Here is a 17,762-nt window from a genome sequence, read left to right on the forward strand (position 1 = left end):
CCCTCTGCATGACGCTCTGGCTACTGGTCAAGTTTGGCGGATTTTTGTCCCCTCGCGCAAGAGTTGCGTTTGCCTCAGGGCTCCAGCGCCCTGGGCTTCGGCCCACCTGTCGCCCAATCCAGAAGCTCGACCGTATGCACCACCGGCACGCCGGTGCCAGACCCGATCTGCATCATGCAACCGATATTGCCGGCGGCGATGATCTGCGGGGCCTTTGCCTCAAGCGTCTGAACCTTGCGCGCTTTCAGTTGCTGGCTGATTTCGGGCTGCAAAAGGTTGTAGGTGCCTGCTGACCCGCAGCACAGGTGGCTGTCCGCGGGCTCCACCACCTCAAACCCCACACGCTTCAAAAGGTCTTTCGGCGCGGTCTTGATCTGCTGGCCGTGCTGGAGGCTGCAAGCCGCGTGATAGGCGACGCGCAGACCTTTCGCAGCGCCCTGCGGCAGGCCGAGTGTGGTCAGAACCTCGCTGACATCCTTGGCCAGACCGGCCACCGTGGCGGCATCGCCGGCAAGGGCATCGGTGCGGAACATGTGGCCATAATCCTTGACCGTCGTCCCGCAGCCACTGGTATTGATGACAATCGCGTCCAGACCCGGCCCGTTCTTCTCGGCCATCCAGGCCCGGATATTGGCCGCGGCACTGGCGTGGGACAGATCTTCCTTGCCCATGTGGTGCGTCAGCGCCCCGCAGCAACCCGCGCCCCTGGCCACCACCACCTCGCAGCCCAACCGGCGCAGAAGGCGGATCGTCGCGTCGTTGATATCCGTGTTCAGCGCCTTCTGAGCGCAGCCGGTCATCAGCGCCACCCGCATCCTGCGTTCGCCGATCGCCGGAAACACCTGCGCGTCGTCATTGCGGCTGACGGGCGGGATCTGCTTTGGCGCCATCGCCAGCATCGCCTTCAGGCGCTTGTCCGGCACCAGAAAGGCGAAGGGCCTGGCGATCTTGGCCCCCAGAAGTGCCAGCCGGAAGCGCCTGGGGTAAGGAATGATCCGCGCCAGCACCGCGCGCAGCACGCGGTCGGTGAAGGGACGCTTGTAGGTCTTTTCGATATAGGCGCGCGCCTGATCGACCAGATGCATATAATGCACGCCGCTGGGGCAAGTCGTCATACAGGCCAGACAGGACAGGCAGCGGTCGATATGCTTGACCGTCTTCTCATCCGCCGGACGGCCCTTTTCAAGCATGTCCTTGATCAGGTAGATCCGCCCCCGCGGGCTGTCCAGCTCATCGCCCAACACCTGATAGGTCGGGCAAGTTGCCGTGCAGAAGCCGCAATGCACGCAAGACCGCAGGATCTCGTTTGCGCGGGCGATGCCGGGGTCTTTCAACTGCTCGGGCGAAAAGGTCGTCTGCATCAGCCCATCATCCCCCGGTTCAGAATATTGCGCGGATCAAACCGGTCGCGCAGACCGCCAGCAAGCGCCGCCACTTCGGCGGCTTCCGGAGGAAAGACCGGGGTGCCTTCGCCCCGGATCAACGTCGCATGGCCGCGCCCGGCCACGGCGTCGCGCACCGCCTCGGCCCGGCCTTCAGCTACCAGCAACCAGACAAGGCCGCCGCCCCAATCCCAGACCGCCTCACCAGCCTCAGCCGCCACCACATCGGCGGCAGCCGTCGGGACAACCGCCAGCCGCCAGACATCACCCTTCCTGCCGGCAAAGGCCTCCACATCCCGCACCCGACGCCAAAGGTCGGCACTTTCCGCGCCCTCCACCACTGTCACATCCGCCGCCAACAACGCGCGAAGCTGCCCGACACGATAGGTAACCGACCCCGCCATCCCCTCAACCCGGATCAGCGATCGCCCGCCTTCCCGCGCGGCACCCGAGATGTCGAAAGGCGACCCCAGCGCCTTGCGCAGCACCGCCAGCCCAGCGACATCGTCCAGCCCTTCGACCACCAGCGTCGCTTCGGCCTCGGGCAGGGCCTGAACCTTGAAGCTGACCTCGCTCAGCACGCCCAAGGTTCCCTGACTGCCGGCCATCAGCTTGACCAGATCGTAGCCGGTGACATTTTTCATGACCCGCCCGCCGTTCTTCACGACATTGCCGGCCCCATCAACGAACCGCACACCCAGAAGCGCATCCCGGCACGCCCCCACCTGCACCCGGCGCGGGCCGCTGGCGTTGGCCGCCACTACGCCACCGATGGTTGATGCCCCCTCTCGCCCCAGAAGCCCGCGCAGATCCGGCGGTTCAAACGCCAGCCGCTGCCGGTCCCCCGCCAACACCGCCTCGACCTCGGCCAAGGGCGTTCCTGCCCGCACCACCAGCGTCAGCGCGCCCGGCTCGTACAATTCGACCCCTGACAGTCCACCGGTCTCCAGCACCTCACCCAGCGCGCGCCCGATGGTCCGCGTGCCGCCGCCCCGCACCAGCAGAGGACCGGCCGCCCCCAAGATCACGTCCACCAGTTCCGCTTCGGTCTCAGGCCGCATTGTCGCGCCTTTCCTCTCTGCAAAAATATCCTGCGGGGGTCCGGGGGTGCAAAACCCCCGGCGCTTTCAACCCGCGCGCCGCGCCGCGCTTGTCGCCAATGGGAACACCTTCGCCGGGTTCAACAGCCATTTCGGATCGAACACATCCTTGACCCGCATCTGCGCCTCCATATCAGCAGCCGCAAACTGCACCGCCATCAGGTCGCGCTTTTCGATGCCCACGCCATGTTCGCCGGTCAGGCAGCCGCCAACCTCGACACAGAGTTTCAGGATTTCCGCCCCGAAGGCCTCGCATTTCTCCAGATCGCCGGGCTTGTTCGCGTTGAACAGGATCAGCGGATGCATGTTGCCGTCGCCCGCATGAAAGACGTTGCCGACATCCAGCCCGAACTCGGCGCTCATCTCGCCGATCCGCTTCAGGACATGCGGCAGGCTGGAGACCGGGATCGTTCCGTCGAGGCACATGTAATCATTGATCTGGCCCATCGCGCCGAACGCGCTCTTGCGGCCAAGCCAGATGCGCTTTGCCTGGTCTTCGTCCGCCGCCTCTCGGAACTCCACCGGGTCATGCGCCATGGCGATCTGGCGGATGCGGGTCAGTTGTTCGGAAATCTCGGCCTCCGACCCCTCGACCTCGATGATCAGAAGCGCTTCGCAATCGGGATAGCCCGCCTTGGCAAATGCCTCGGTCGCGCGGATGCAGGGGCGGTCCATGAACTCGATCGCCACCGGCAAGAGGCCCGCGCGGATGATGTCGGCGACACAGGCCCCAGCCACTTCGTTGGAGTTGAAACCGACCAACACCGGCCGCGCGCCCTCGGGCTTGGGCAGGATCCGCAGCCATGCCTCGGTCACCACGCCCAACTGGCCTTCCGATCCGCAGACCACACCCAGCAGGTCAAGCCCCGAGGGCTCGGCCCACGGCCCGCCAAGTGTGACCACGGTGCCATCCATCTTGACCAGCGTGACGCCCAGAAGATTGTTCGTCGTCACCCCGTATTTCAGGCAATGCGCCCCGCCCGAGTTCATTGCGATATTCCCCGCAATCGCGCAGGCCAGCTGGCTGGAGGGGTCGGGGGCGTAAAAGAACCCCTCCGCCTCGACCGCGCCGCTGACCGAAAGATTGGTCCGTCCCGATTGCACCCGGATGAAGCGGTTGTCGTAATCCGTCTCCAAAACCGCATTCATCCGCGCCACGCCAAGGATCACAGAATCCGCCGTTGGCAGCGCGCCCCCTGCCAGACTGGTGCCAGAGCCCCTAGGCACAACCGGCACGCCTTCTTCCCAGCAGGAGCGCAGCACCGCACTGACCTCCTCGGTCGTGCGCGGCAGCACGGCAGCAAGTGGCGGGCAGCGATAGGCGGTCAGGGCGTCGCATTCATAGGCGCGCAGTTCGGCCAGATCGTCGATCACGGCATCATCGGGAAGAACATCGCGCAGCCGGGCGACGATCCGCGCCTTGGCAGACAGGATGGCAGCATCGGGCAGCGGCATTTCCATGGTGATCCCTCCCGTTATTGGTAAATAAATATAACCAATTTTCCCGGCTGACAAGCAAAAACCCCGCCCCTACTGTCGGCGGCATGGATTTCCCACTTGGCCCCCTCGCCCCTCTGGATGCCATGGCGCTTGGCGTTTTGTTGACCCTTTGGCTTCTGTCAGGCTGGCTCATCGAGCACCCGCCGCAAGGACATCTGTCGGTGTCGCACCTCATGCAGGACTACCGGCGCGACTGGATGCGCACTTTCGTGACCCGGCAGCCGCGCATTTTCGACGCCACCCTGATCGACAGCCTGCGCCAAAGCACCGCCTTCTTTGCCTCGGCCTCGATGATCGCGATCGGCGGCGGCGTTGCCCTGATCGGCAACGCCCGCACGGTGGAAACGTTGACAGCCGATCTGCCGCTTGCCAGTGGCGGTCAGGAAGTCGCACTGCACATGCTGCCGGTGATCGGCCTGCTGGGCAACGCGCTCCTCAAGTTCATCTGGGCGCACCGGTTGTTCGGCTACTGCTCCATCCTGATGGCCGCTGTCCCGAATGAGCCGACCGATCCCCTTGCCTTCCACCGCGCAGGCCAGGCGGCCGAGATCAACATATCGGCGGCGAAAAGTTTCAATCGTGGCTTGCGGTCGATCTATTTCGCTCTGGCGGCACTTGGCTGGCTGCTTGGCCCCTTGGGTCTTCTGGCGGGGGCGCTTCTGTCGACTTCCGTCCTTCTGCGGCGCGAGTTTGCCTCGGCCTCACGCCGGGTCTTTCTTATGCGCGAGCCATAGCGCCACCTTGCCCGCCACCGCATCTCCCGACAGCCGCGCACCCGCAGCGGTCTGCTTCAGTCCAGCGGCCAAAGCTTCGCCTGCAAACCAGATCCTTTCGCCAATCGGTTCGCCAAGCACCTCGCGCGCATGCGCCTTGCCGGGCCGCGCCGCCGCATAGGCCCCGCGGACATAGCGCTCCGCCCCCCAGTTGGTCATGGTTCCGTGAGTAACAGAGCGACGCAGGTCCGAGCCAAAGACATCCACAAGCCGGTCAGTCACGAAATCCACCGCTGCCGCCGGACCCGCTGCTTCCATTTCCCAGGCGAAATCGCCGCCGACAAAACCGACCATAAGGTCGAGGTCGAAGGGAAAGGCCAGAAAATACAGATCGTGCCGCGCATGGCGTTCGATCAGGAGGTCATCGAATGGCAAGAGCCCAAGCCGGGTGCCTTGGATCTTGACCGGAATCTTGGTCAAAAGCCCCATCGGCAGATCAAAGATCGCTTCCTGGTGGCCCTGCGGCAGATCGGGCGTGAAGGCGATCTCTTCAAAGGCCAGAACGCCGGTCGACACCGTGACAATCACCGCACGCGCCCGGATCGAACCTCTGGCGGTCTCCACCTCCACCCCCGGTCCGTCCCAACGGATGCGCCGCACCGGGGTCAAGAGCTGCACTGGCACATCCGCGCCCCAACGGTGGATCAGCGCGCCGAAACCCTCCTTCGTGAAATAATTGGGATCCAGATCCGCAGCGCTGCGGAAATCCTCGACCGAGATCTCGTCATCATCCGCGCCAAAATCCATCGGGCCGGCAAAGGTGGAATTCGCCCGCAGACAGTGGCAATCGGCGATCAGGCTGGACAGCCGGTCGTCCGGCCCGTCATGCGACTCAAGACAAGCGTTCAGCGCGGCATCCGCTGCCTTGACCCGCTGCATTTCGTCAGCCGTTGCCGGCCGTTTGCCAAACCACAGGTGATCCAGCCCCATGTCATGATGATGCAGGGTCCAGCCCGCCATCTCGGCTTCGGCAAAGAAGGGGTTGCGGTCGGCGGCGTGGATCCAGGCGCAGCCGATGTCGAACGGCACTCCGAAATCCTCGGTCGTGGTCAAGGCCCGGCCGCCGATCCGGGCCATCGCCTCCAGCACCACGAAGTTTACCCCCGCAGCCCGCAGCCGCTTTGCCGCCGCCAACCCGGCGCAGCCCGCGCCCACGATCACCACATCCACGTCCGTCATCCGAAATCCTCCCCGCAATCAAATGCGGTCAGGATGACAACTGAGGCGATTCGGGCCAATGGTCTTGGCGATCCGCCGACACGCGCGTCTTTGCTCTTTTGCGAAATACTCTCCGGGGGTTTGGGGGTGGAAAACCCCCGATCCGCGACAGGCCCCGCAAGCCGGCATACGGCCCGAAGATCCGCAACCAGCCCAAGGCAGGGCTCAGGCCACCCGCGCGCCCTTGCGGCCTTCGATCAGCCAGGCCGCAATCGCCAGCCCGGCGGCAATCAGCAGCCAGACCCATGCGGGCAAGAGCGTTGTCACATTCACATCCGCCGTCAGATAAGCCTCACGCGGGGTGACCCCGATCCAGCCGCGCCCCACTGCCGGGCGTCCTTCGGCCACCGCCCGAATATCGGGAAACCCGTCTTCCAGCCGCGTGACTCCGCCAAGAACCGCCGTCGCCATCGGTGCCAGCACCTCGCCCGAGGCGATCGTTTCCACGAACTCGCGCGGGGCGGCGGGGCCGACAGCGATCACCCGCGTCAGGTCACCCTGTTCCAGCCGGAAAAGCCCCAGTAGCGGCGCTTGCCAGACCACCTCATACCAACCCGGACCGGCCTCGAGCATTTCCAGCACCACCTGCGACCCGTCCGGCCCGGTGATCGTCACCGGCCCCGGCGCTTCTTCGGCCAGAGATCTGCGGGTGATCGTCACCGCTTGGCCGCGCAGGGTGGCGGTCAGGGTTTCTTCCTCCAGTTCCGGCTCTTTCAGCATCCAGTGCGCCAGACGGCGCAGAAGCTCCAATTGCGGCCCGCCGCCTTCATACCCCCGGCCCCAAAGCCACGCGTGGTCCGAGGCAAGCACTGCGATCCGGCCCTGATCCACCCGGTCCAGCACCAGAAGCGGGCGGTCGTCCGGACCGGTCATCAGAAGCTGCCCGCCGGTCTGCACGACCTCGACCAGCCGGAACCAGCGGCCCCAGCCCCCCTCGGGCGCGCCGTCTTCCAGACCTTCGGTGACCGGATGGCGGCGACCAAGGTCGGTCAGCGTCGGACGGTAGCCCTGTTCGACCACCTGTGCCGTAGGCGCGACCGGCAGAATCTCTGACAAGGGCGAGCGGTAAAGACTGTCCACCGCACCGTATTCCGGCCCCGCCGCCACCAGGACCGTGCCACCACCTCGGACGTAGTTCACCACGTTCTCGATATAGGACATCGGCAGGATGCCCCGCATCCGATAGCGGTCAAATACGATCAGGTCGAATTCGTCGATCTTCTCGATGAACAGCTCACGCGTCGGGAAGGCAATAAGCGACAGCTCATCCACCGGCACCCCGTCCTGCTTTTCCGGCGGACGAAGGATGGTGAAATGCACCAGATCCACGCTGGCATCCGACTTCAAGAGGTTGCGCCAGACCCGTTCGCCGGCATGCGGTTCGCCCGATACCAGCAGCACCCGCAACCGGTCACGCACCCCGTTGATCTGGATCGCCGAGGCATTGTTGCGATCAGTCAACTCGCCCGCAACCGGGGCGACGCTGAACTGAAGCACGTTCATTCCGCCATGCGGCAGCTTGACCGGCAGATCCAGATCCTGATTGACCGGCACCCGGAAGGTCGCCGGTTCTTCGGCATCGACAGAGATTGTCAGATCGGCCTCGCCCCCGGCAAGGCCCGGCACCGCGCCAATATCCTCGATCCGCAAGGTCAGGTTGAATTCCTCGCCAATGATGGCGAAGGCGGGCGCGTCCTTGACCACCAGCCGTCGGTCCCAGTCCGCCTCTTGCCCGGTGAGCAGCACCTGCAAGGGAGCGGGCAGGTTTGGCACCAGCCCCGGGTCATGCACTCGACCATCCGTGATCATGATTGCCCCGGCCACCCGGGCGCGGGGTTCTTCGGCCAATGCCTCGGCCAGTGCGGTCAGGGCCAGCGTGCCGGAATCATCGGTCGCGTCGCCAACCCGGTGGATGCGCAGTTCGGTATTGGGCAGGCCCGCGACCTCGGCCTCCACCGCCGCAACCGCGAGGGCCACCTGATCGGCCCGGTTGCCCAGCCCCTGAGACGCGCTTTCATCCACGACCAGAAGCACGATATCCGTCAGGGGCGTGCGTTCCTCTTCCTGCAAGGCCGGATTGGCCAGCGCCGCCAGCAGCGCTGCAAACACAAGCGCGCGCAGCCACCAGCCGCCAAGCCCTCGCCACAGCGCCAGCGCCACCAAAAGCACTGCCGCCGCAAGCAGCGAATAGATCAGCGGCCAACCGACAAGCGGGGCAAAGACGATGGACCCGGTCATTGCCCCAGCCTTTCCAACAGCGCCGGCACATGCACCTGATCGGATTTATAGTTGCCGGTCAGCACATGCATGATCAGGTTGATCCCGAAACGGTATGAGATTTCGCGCTGGCGTTCCCCGGCAAAGCCGCGCCCGACCGGCAGCATCGGCACCCCGAAATCATCCACCGCCCAGCCCGCGGCCCAGTCGTTGCCGCCGATCACGACCGGGGTCACCCCGTCGTTGAGGTTGCGAAACGGCATCCCCTCGGCGGCTTCCGCCTCGGCCAGCGGGGCGGCTTCGACCCAGATGGCCCCACGCGCATGACGGCCGGGATATTCCTGCAAAAGGTAGAAGGTGCGGGTCAAGACATGGTCACCCGGCATCTGTTCCAACGGTGGGATATCAAGGCCCGAGGCGATCATCTGCAAGGTCTGGCCTTCTGGTGTAGCCCCGCCAAAGCTGGCGACATCGGCGTCGCGCGTGTCAAACAGGATCATGCCTCCGGTGCGCAGATACTGGTTCAGCTTGGCATAGGCCTCGGGCGACGGTTGCTTTTGACCGGCCGTGACCGGCCAGTAGAGAAACGGGAAGAACGCAAGTTCATCGCGTTCTATATCTACACCGATCGGCATGTCAGGTTCGATCGAGGTGCGCTGCCACAAACGGTCACCCAGTCCCATCAGCCCGGCCGAGGCCACCTCGTCCACCCGTGCATCCCCGGTCAGCACATGGGCAAGGACCACCGCTGTTGTCGCCCGAAGCGCCAGCCCGTCGTCCGACAAGGGGGCATCCTGAGCATGCGCCCCGCCCGTTGGCATCAGACCGATCGGTAGGGCCACAAGCGCCACCACCGCGGCCCCGCGGCGCAGGCCGGACAACCGTCCCGCCACCCAAAGCGCTGCCAGCACATCGGCCAGCAAAAGCGCCAGCCCACCAGTCAGGAACGCGCCCTTCAGCGCCTGCGCCTCGCGCCCCTCCAGCCCCACGACCGGGACCGAGGCGGGCCATACCGCAGCCGAAAGCCGGGTCTCTGGTGCCATCACGTTCAGCGCCACCCGCCGATCCGCCCCGGCATAAAGCCCCGGCGGCATCGCCAGCGTCGGGCCAGCCGCAATGGCATCTGCCAAGGCCTCGCCGTCGGTGCCGGGAAGGTCACCCGCGTCAGAAAGCTGGCCATAGGCGTCCAGCACAACCTCGGGCGACCAGACCTGACCGGCAAGATCGGCGGCCTCGGGCATCGCAGGGCGGGTGGAAACCGCAAGACGTTCCAGCATCTGCACGAAAAGCCCCGACAAGGGCAGCGACGACCATTCGGCGTTCGCGGTTACATGGACCAGCACCACCTGACCATCGCCCACCACCTTGCGGGTCACCAAGGGGGTGCCGTCATCCAGCGCGGCAATCGTGCGGCTGGCAAGGTCCGGGTCCGGCTGGGCCAATACCTGCGCACGCACCACCACATCGCCAGGTGCCGCCAGCCCGTAGAACGGCGAGCCTTCGACGAACGGCGCCAGCGCCTTCGGCTCACCCCAACTCATCGTGCCGCCGACCGTGCGCCCACCTTCGCGCAGCCGCACCGGCAACAGCGGGTCTTCGGTGAACCGGCTGATATCGCTGGCCGCCAGCCTTGGCCCGGCAAAGCGCAGCAACAGCCCGCCCTCTTCGAGCCAGTCCAGCGTCGCATCGGTTTCCGGCTGGGTCAGCCGGGTCACATCGGCAAGGATCACGACATCGGGGTTTGCCAGCAAGACCTCGGTCAGGCTGCCCTCGATGATCTCGGCCACCGGGTCCAGAGCCTGCCGAAGATAGTGGGTCGGCGACAGCAGCTGAAGCCCTTCCTGATCCGGCCCGGCGGCAATCAGGGCGATCTTGCGGCGCTTCAGGCTATCGTCGGTCAGGCTGACCGAACCGGCCGTCCGCACCGCTTCCAGTTCAAACCGGGTGATCCGGTTGCGCAGTTCCGGCGGCACGTCCAGCACCGCCTCCGCCCGCGCCTCGCCCGTGGCGAAAGGCAAGGCAACCCTTGCCAGTTCGCGCTCGATCCCTGAAGGGTCCGGCCCGCGGGCGATCACTTCGACCGCCACCGCGTCGGCTGCGGGCATCCGGCTGGCCGACACGATCACCGCGCCATCCTGAAACCCGGCGGGATGCAGACCCAGCACCGGGCGTGGGCTTTCGATCACACGGACCGGCCCCTTGGCCTGCAACGCCTGCAAAAGATCCTCACGCCCCGGGTGTGCCAGACCATCCGACAGCCAGACCGTCTCAAACCCGCCATCGGGCAGAACGGCCGCCCAATCCGCAAGACCTGCGGGCGCCCAAGGCAATGGTTGCAAGCCAGCCGCGCGGCCTGCCCAGGCTTCCGAGGTCTGGAACGCCACCGCTTGCGGCGCATCGGTCAGCCGGATGAGCGCAACCGCCCGGCCCTCGGCCCCGGCTTCGGCGACAAGGGCCGTGGCTTTTTCAACCCGGCGCGGCCAGTCGCGGGCGTCAGCCCATGACCCGTCGACCACCACCAGCAACGGCCCTGTTCCGCCCGCCCGTACTTCGGGGTTCAGGATCGGCCCGGCAAAACCGATGATCGCCGCCGCCACCGCCAGCATCCGCAAAAGCAAAAGCCACCACGGGGTCTTGTCCGTCTCGGCTTCCTCGTCCTTCAGGCCCAAAAGAAGCGCCACCCCCGGAAACCGCCGCCGGATCGGTGCTGGTGGCACGGCGCGCAAGAGGAACCACAGGATCGGCAAGACAATCAGCCCAAGCAAAAGCCAGGGAACGGCAAAGCCAACAGGGCCGATCATGAACATCAGCGCCCCCCCTGCAACGCGGCATAGGCCCAAAGGAGCGCCGATTGCGCCGGATGCCCGGTGTGATGCGTGGTGAAATGCCAGCCGACCGCGCGGGCCAGCCCCGCAAGCCGGTCCTTCCGTTCTGCAAGCCGCGCCAGATAACGGTCGCGCAGGTCGCCCGCCCGCTGCGTTTCATGGCGCATCGTGCCGCCCATCGATTCAAAGATCGTGCGCCCGTCAAAGGGAAATTCTTCTTCGGCAGGGTCAAGGATCTGGATCAGGACGCCCTTCACCCCGCGGTCTGACGCGCGGGCCAGACCGGCCTCGACCGTCGTCAGATCACCAAGGAAATCCGACAGGAACACCGCCCGGCCATGGCTGACCATGCCCTCGGTTTCCGGCGCGCCGTATTCGTCGCCGGCTTCCTCGCCCGCTAACCTTGCGGCCAGCCGCAACATCTGCGTACGCCCCGCGCGCGGCGCGGCCATGCCCGCGAGACCCACCCGTTCACCACCGCGCAGCAACAGCACCGCCAGCGCCAGCGCCAGCAGTTTCGCCCGGTCTGATTTCGGCGCGCGCCCCTTGTCGCCGGTAAAGGTCATCGATTTCGCCGGATCGACCCAAAGCGTCACCGATTGCGCCGCCTGCCATTCCCGCTCGCGCACGAAATGGGCATCCGACCGCGCCGACCGCCGCCAATCGACCATCCGGGCGCTATCGCCCTGATGTGCGGGGCGGTATTGCCAGAACTCGTCGCCCAAGCCCGCCCGCCTGCGTCCGTGTTCGCCCAGCATCACTGTGGCCGCCAGCATTTCGGCCTCAGCCAAAAGCGGGGGCAATGTCTGGCCAAGCGCCTCGGCCCTTGCCCGAAGGTCGGCGTTCAAGGATGCCGGGGCTGCACTCACGCGGCGGCCTCAAGACCCAGGACGCGCCCGGTGACCCGGCTGATGATGCCTGACAGTGTCTCGCCGCGCGCCCGTGCCGCGAAAGACAGCGCCATGCGGTGAACCAGCACCGCCTGCGCCAATGCGGCCACATCCGCAACCGAAGGCGCCAAGCGCCCGTCCAGAAGTGCGCGCGCCCGCACCGTCAGCATAAGGGCCTGCGCCGCGCGTGGCCCCGGCCCCCATGACAGGCTGTCGGCCAGATCGCGGCCCTCGGCCTCGCCGGGGCGGCAGGCGCGCACGAGGTCAAGGATCGCCTCGACCACCTGTTCGCCCACCGGCATCCGCCGGATCACCGCTTGCGCATGGATCAACCCGTCGGCGGTAAACACCTGATGCGCCTCGGCTTCCTCGGCCCCGGTGGTGGCAATCAGGATGTCGCGTTCCGTGGCGCGGGTCGGATATTCCACATCGACCTGCACAAGGAACCGGTCCAGCTGCGCCTCAGGCAAAGGATAAGTGCCTTCCTGTTCGATCGGGTTCTGGGTGGCCAGCACATGAAACGGCCGCCCCAAGGGCCGATGCTGGCCCGCAATGGTGACTTCCTTTTCCTGCATCGCCTGCAACAGCGCCGATTGAGTCCGGGGGCTGGCGCGGTTGATCTCATCTGCCATCAGAAGCTGACAGAAGATCGGCCCTTCGACAAAGCGGAAGGCACGGCTGCCGTCGGCTGAGCTTTCCAGCACTTCGGACCCAAGAATATCGGCGGGCATAAGGTCAGGCGTGAACTGGATGCGGTTCGCCTTCAACCCCATCACGGTGCCAAGCGTATCCACCAGCCGGGTCTTGCCAAGGCCCGGCAGCCCGACCAAAAGCGCATGCCCGCCGCAGAGCATGGAGGCAAGGACCAGATCCACCACCTTTTCCTGCCCGATGAAGCGGCGGTTGATCGAGGCCTTCGCCTCGGCCAAGGTCGCGCCCAGCGCCTCGATTTCCGCGACAAGCGCCTTGGTGTCGGCCATGCGAATGCTCCCTTCAGGCTGAGTTGCCGTCATTAGACCGAACTATGCCGCCCGGCACAAATGGCAAAAGGCAAGTTGACACAAATCATCGTGAAACCCCCGCCACCGCCCCTTGTGCCGCCCGAATGCCTTCGAAGGCTTTTGCAAATCTTCTGGAAAAAATCTGCTCCACGCCCCGGCCAGACATCGCGCCCTTTGCTCTCTGGCTCAAAGCCCCTTAAATAGACGCCATGACGCGACCGACCGCCGACACACTCGCCGCCGCCGCCAAGGCCGCCGCCCGCAAGGGTCCGCCGCCAGTGCATCTGTGGAACCCGCCCTTCTGCGGCGATATCGACATGCGGATCGCGCGGGACGGCACATGGTTCTATCTTGGCACCCCGATCGGCCGGGCGCCCTTGGTGAAGCTGTTCTCCGCGATCCTGAAGCGCGAGGGGGACGATTACTTTCTGGTCACCCCCGTCGAAAAGGTCGGCATCACGGTCGACGACGCCCCGCTGATTGCCACCGACTTTGAGGTTTCGGGCGAAGGCGCGGACCAGACCCTTGCCTTTACCACCAAGACCGAGGATGCAGCGACCCTTGGTCCTGACCATCCCTTGCGGGTGGAACGCGACCCGATATCGGGCGAGCCGTCACCCTATATCCTGATCCGAGCCAACCTTTGGGCGCTGATCGACCGGAAATCCTTCTACCGGATGGTTGATCTGGGTTGCCATCACCCGCATGACGGGCAAATGTGGTTCGGGCTGTGGTCCTCGGGGCAGTTCTTCCCGATCATTCCGTCGTCAGAATTGCCCTGAAAGGCCGCCGCATTTCATGCCCCGTTTCGCCGCGAATCTGACGCTTCTCTTTACTGAAGTGCCAATGCTTGACCGCCCCGACTGGGCGGCGCGGTCCGGTTTTGACGGGGTTGAGGTGCTGTTTCCCTATGACCACCCGATGGCCGACTGGGACCGCGCGCTGAACGGCCTGCCGCTTGCGCTGATCAACACGCCGCCCGGCGACTGGGCCTCTGGCGACCGGGGCTTTGCCGCCGTGCCGGGAATGGAGCTGCGCTTTCGGGAAAGCTTCCTGCGCGCGGCCGAATACGCAACGCGGCTTTCGGCCGCGCGGCTGCATGTGATGGCCGGCGTCGCCAAGGGACCACAGGCCGAGTTGTGCTATAGCGAGAACCTGGCCTGGGCCTTGGCCGAAGCGCCGGACCTGGTGCTGACGATCGAGCCTCTGAACCCCGAAGACATGCCGGGTTATTTCCTGAACGATTACGATCAGGCAGCCCGGATTCTGGATGACCTCGACCACCCCAGAATCGGCCTGCAATTTGACCTGTGGCATGCCGCGCGGCTGCATGGGGATGCGGGTATGGTCTGGGCCGACCACCGCCACCGGATCAACCACGTCCAGATCGCGGGCTTCCCCAGCCGCAACGAACCCGGCGGTGGCGGCTTTTCGCTGCCTGACCTTTGCGACGAGATCGACGCGCATTCGCCGGATATCTGGATCGCCGCCGAATACCGCCCCGCCAAGGGAACCGCGCTGGGTCTTGGCTGGCTTGCCGCCCTCAAATCCCGCAGTACGCCTATCGGCGACTAGTCCCAATTCCAGTCATCTGCCCTGAGCGGCCGCAGAACGGCTGCCCTTGTGTCCCCCCGGTCTGAACCGCTAGAATGGTCTCAATCAGGACAGGAAACGCGCCCATGCCGATCGAAGCCCCGGAAACTCAGGTTGTCACCACATGGAAAGTGGCCTGCGACGGGGGCGAAGGCGCGCTTGGTCATCCGCGTGTCTGGCTGACGATCCCGCAGGACACGGGCTTTGTCGAATGTGGGTATTGCGACAAGCGCTATGTCATCGACCGGGACCACGCCGACAACGACCACTGACGCCCAGCGGGTAGACCCCCGGCCCGAACCCTGCCAATAATCCCGGCCATCGCAGGGAGAGAACCATGAGTTTCGGCAAAGGCCACCACCTTCATCTGATCGACGGATCGGCCTATATCTTTCGCGCCTACCACGCACTGCCGCCGCTTACGCGCAAATCCGACGGCCTGCCGGTGGGGGCTGTGGCGGGCTTTTGCAACATCCTGTGGAACGAGCTTTCCCGTGCCACCTCGAACGGCAAGGCGGCCACGCATCTTGCCGTGGTTTTCGACCATTCGTCTCTGACTTTTCGCAACACGCTTTATCCCGACTACAAGGCCAACCGCCCGGACCTGCCCGAAGACCTGCGCCCGCAGTTCCCGCTGACCCGCGAAGCCACCCGCGCCTTCAACGTCGCCTGCCTTGAAACCGAAGGCTATGAGGCTGACGACATCATCGCCACCCTTGCGCGCGAGGCGGTGAAGGCTGGCGGCAGCTGCACCATCATCTCATCGGACAAGGATCTGATGCAGCTTGTCGGCCCCGGCATCGACATGTTCGACCCGATGAAAACCCGCGCCATCGGCCCTGATGAGGTGATGGAGAAATTCGGAGTCCCGCCGGAAAAGGTGATCGACGTGCAATCCCTTGCCGGCGACAGCGTGGACAATATCCCCGGCGCGCCCGGAATCGGGCTGAAGACCGCCGCCCTGTTGATCAACGAATACGGTGATCTTGATACCCTTCTGGCGCGGGCCTCCGAAATCAAGCAGCCCAAGCGCCGTGAGGCGCTGATAGACAACGCCGACAAGATCCGCCTGTCCCGCGATCTGGTGACGCTGAAGGACGACACCCCCCTCGACACCACGCTGGAAGATCTGGAGATTCGCCTGCCAGAGTCGGACAAGGTGATGGATTTTCTGACGAAAATGGAATTCCGCACCTTGACCAAGAGGGTGGCCGACAAACTGGGCATCGCGCCCCCTTCCCTGCCCGAAACCTCGCAGCTTCAGGTCGCCACGGCCGATACCGCGCCGGAACCCGACCGCCTGCCTTTCAACCATGCCGTCTATGAATGCATCCGCGACATGGATGCCCTCAACCGCTGGATCGCCCATATCACCGACATCGGCCATGTGGCGGTAGACACCGAAACCACCAGCCTTGATGAGATGCGCGCCGATCTTGTCGGCATCTCGCTTTGCGTGGACGCGGGCAAAGCCGCCTATATCCCGCTTGGCCACACCACCGGCGGTGGCGACCTTTTTGGAGCCACCGCGCTGGCCGAAGGCCAACTGCCGCTGGAGGCCACGCTTGCCGCTCTGAAACCGGTGCTTGAGGATCCAAGCGTCCTCAAGATCGGCCAGAACATGAAATATGACTGGAAGATCTTCGCCCGCCACGGCATCCGCATCGCCCCGTTCGATGACACGATGCTGATGAGCTACGCCATGCAGGCGGGTCTTAATTCGCATGGTATGGACACCCTCTCGGATCTCTACCTGGGCCACCAGCCGATCCCGATCAAGACCCTTCTCGGGTCAGGCAAATCCCAGATCACCTTCGACAAGGTGACGATCGACGATGCCGTGAAATACGCCGCCGAAGATGCCGACGTGACGCTGCGCCTGTGGCAATTGTTCAAGCCGCAACTCCACCGCACGAAGGTCACCACGGTCTATGAGACGATGGAGCGCCCTCTCGTCCCCGTTCTGGCCGAGATGGAGATGACCGGCATCAAGGTCGACCGCGAAACCCTGCGCGGCATGTCCAACGTCTTTGCGCAAAAGCTGGTGCAGCTGGAGGAGGAAATCCACGGCATCGCTGGGGAAAAGTTCAATGTCGGCTCGCCCAAACAGCTGGGCGAGATCCTGTTCGACCGGTTGCAGATTCCGGGTGGGGAAAAGGGCAAGACCGGCGCCTATGGCACCGGTGCCGATATCCTTGAAGACATCACCACGCTGGAAGATCACCCGCAAGGCGCGCAACTGGCGGCCCGCATCCTTGACTGGCGCCAGATTGCCAAGCTGAAGTCCACCTATACCGATGCGCTGCAAGAGGCGATCAACCCGGAAACAGGGCGCGTCCACACCTCTTATTCCATCGCGGGTGCGAACACGGGGCGGCTGGCGTCAACCGACCCCAACCTGCAAAATATCCCGATCCGCACCGAAGAAGGCCGCCGCATCCGCGAGGCTTTCGTGGCCCCCGAAGGGCGCACCCTTGTCAGCCTCGACTACAGCCAGATCGAACTGCGCATCCTTGCCCATATCGCCGACATCCCCAGCCTGCGGCAGGCGTTTGAAGATGGTATCGACATCCACTCGATGACCGCGTCCGAGATGTTCAACGTCCCCCTTGCGGACATGACCCCAGACATCCGCCGAAAGGCCAAGGCGATCAACTTCGGCGTGATCTACGGCATCTCGGGCTTCGGCCTTGCCCGCAACCTGCGCATCCCCCGGGCCGAGGCGCAGGGTTTCATCGACCGCTACTTCGAACGCTTCCCGGGCATCAAGGAATACATGTCCGAAACGGTCAAATTCGCGCAAGCCAACGGCTATGTGCAGACGCTGTTCGGTCGCAAGATCAACACGCCCGAAATCAACGCCAAAGGCCCCGGCGCAGGCTTTGCCAAACGCGCGGCGATCAACGCCCCGATTCAAGGCACTGCCGCCGACGTGATCCGCCGCGCGATGATCCGGATCCCCTCCGCGATAGGCGGCATCGACGCCAAGATGCTGCTGCAAGTTCACGACGAACTGTTGTTCGAGGTGGCCGAGGATCAGGCCGACCGGCTGGTCCCCATCGCCAAAGAGACGATGGAAACCGCCGCCGATCCGGCCGTGGTCCTGAAGGTCCACCTCGCCGTCGAGGCCGGCGCGGGCAAGAACTGGGCCAAGGCGCACTGACGCTTGCAGGTCGCACAACCCGCAGCCCTTTCTCTTCAGGCAAATATCCCGGGGGGTCTGGGGGGCGGCGCCCCCCTCAGCCTCGGGTCCGCGCCTTCGC

The 17,762-nt window shown here is 64.9% G+C and carries 13 protein-coding genes; 5 read left to right on the plus strand and 8 right to left on the minus strand.

All coding sequences use genetic code 11. The annotated features are described in order from the left end of the window. Positions 1 to 74 precede the first annotated feature (74 nt). From glcF to QUV21_RS14650, 3 genes are all read right to left on the minus strand, one after another. Positions 75 to 1,361 carry a glycolate oxidase subunit GlcF gene (gene glcF, locus QUV21_RS14640; protein ID WP_300855923.1) on the minus strand — a complete coding sequence of 429 codons (1,287 nt, stop codon included), beginning with the start codon at positions 1,359 to 1,361 and terminating at the stop codon, positions 75 to 77. Continuing rightward, positions 1,361 to 2,443 (minus strand): FAD-binding protein, encoded by a 1,083-nt coding sequence (locus QUV21_RS14645; RefSeq protein WP_300855924.1) that lies wholly within the window; start codon positions 2,441 to 2,443, stop codon positions 1,361 to 1,363. Before QUV21_RS14645 ends, glcF begins: the two co-directional genes overlap by 1 nt. 66 nt (positions 2,444 to 2,509) lie before the next feature. Further along, the gene (locus QUV21_RS14650; protein WP_300855925.1) at positions 2,510 to 3,943 is read right to left on the minus strand and encodes an FAD-linked oxidase C-terminal domain-containing protein; all 1,434 of its coding nucleotides are present in this window, start codon (positions 3,941 to 3,943) and stop codon (positions 2,510 to 2,512) included. An 83-nt stretch (positions 3,944 to 4,026) separates the two neighbouring features. Here QUV21_RS14650 and QUV21_RS14655 point away from each other — a divergent pair, with 83 nt between their 5' ends. Beyond that, positions 4,027 to 4,716, plus strand: a complete 690-nt coding sequence (locus tag QUV21_RS14655; protein ID WP_300855926.1) for a DUF599 domain-containing protein — start codon at positions 4,027 to 4,029, stop codon at positions 4,714 to 4,716. On the opposite strand, the gene QUV21_RS14660 is transcribed toward QUV21_RS14655, so the two are convergent. From QUV21_RS14660 to QUV21_RS14680, 5 genes are all read right to left on the minus strand, one after another. Further along, entirely contained in the window at positions 4,684 to 5,934 is a 1,251-nt protein-coding gene (locus QUV21_RS14660; RefSeq protein ID WP_300855927.1) for an NAD(P)/FAD-dependent oxidoreductase, read from the minus strand. The genes QUV21_RS14655 and QUV21_RS14660 overlap by 33 nt on opposite strands. Before the next feature lie 204 nt (positions 5,935 to 6,138). Then, positions 6,139 to 8,211: a hypothetical protein gene (locus QUV21_RS14665; protein WP_300855928.1), complete on the minus strand. Its 2,073-nt coding sequence runs from the start codon at positions 8,209 to 8,211 to the stop codon at positions 6,139 to 6,141. Next, positions 8,208 to 10,997: a DUF4159 domain-containing protein gene (locus QUV21_RS14670; protein WP_300855929.1), complete on the minus strand. Its 2,790-nt coding sequence runs from the start codon at positions 10,995 to 10,997 to the stop codon at positions 8,208 to 8,210. The genes QUV21_RS14665 and QUV21_RS14670 overlap by 4 nt, the downstream gene beginning before the upstream one ends. Next, complete coding sequence (locus QUV21_RS14675) at positions 10,997 to 11,884, minus strand: DUF58 domain-containing protein (RefSeq protein WP_300855930.1); 888 nt, start codon at positions 11,882 to 11,884, stop codon at positions 10,997 to 10,999. The genes QUV21_RS14670 and QUV21_RS14675 overlap by 1 nt, the downstream gene beginning before the upstream one ends. Next, on the minus strand, positions 11,881 to 12,885 hold the full coding sequence (locus QUV21_RS14680) for a MoxR family ATPase (protein WP_300855931.1): 1,005 nt from the start codon (positions 12,883 to 12,885) through the stop codon (positions 11,881 to 11,883). The genes QUV21_RS14675 and QUV21_RS14680 overlap by 4 nt, the downstream gene beginning before the upstream one ends. A gap of 230 nt (positions 12,886 to 13,115) precedes the next feature. Between QUV21_RS14680 and QUV21_RS14685 the strand changes: the two genes are divergently transcribed. The 4 genes from QUV21_RS14685 (at position 13,116) to polA (ending at position 17,662) form a co-directional block, all read left to right on the plus strand. Further along, positions 13,116 to 13,688 carry a DUF1285 domain-containing protein gene (locus QUV21_RS14685; protein WP_300855932.1) on the plus strand — a complete coding sequence of 191 codons (573 nt, stop codon included), beginning with the start codon at positions 13,116 to 13,118 and terminating at the stop codon, positions 13,686 to 13,688. Positions 13,689 to 13,704: 16 nt separating this feature from the next. Continuing rightward, positions 13,705 to 14,481, plus strand: coding sequence for a TIM barrel protein (locus QUV21_RS14690; RefSeq protein WP_300855933.1), 777 nt, complete (start codon positions 13,705 to 13,707; stop codon positions 14,479 to 14,481). A gap of 104 nt (positions 14,482 to 14,585) precedes the next feature. After that, complete coding sequence (locus QUV21_RS14695) at positions 14,586 to 14,771, plus strand: zinc-finger domain-containing protein (RefSeq protein ID WP_300855934.1); 186 nt, start codon at positions 14,586 to 14,588, stop codon at positions 14,769 to 14,771. 65 nt (positions 14,772 to 14,836) lie between these two features. Next, positions 14,837 to 17,662, plus strand: a complete 2,826-nt coding sequence (gene polA, locus QUV21_RS14700) for a DNA polymerase I (protein ID WP_300855936.1) — start codon at positions 14,837 to 14,839, stop codon at positions 17,660 to 17,662. The last annotated feature ends 100 nt before the right edge of the window (positions 17,663 to 17,762 follow it).

The sequence above is a fragment of the Tabrizicola sp. genome (assembly GCF_030373185.1).
GTDB lineage: Bacteria > Pseudomonadota > Alphaproteobacteria > Rhodobacterales > Rhodobacteraceae > Tabrizicola.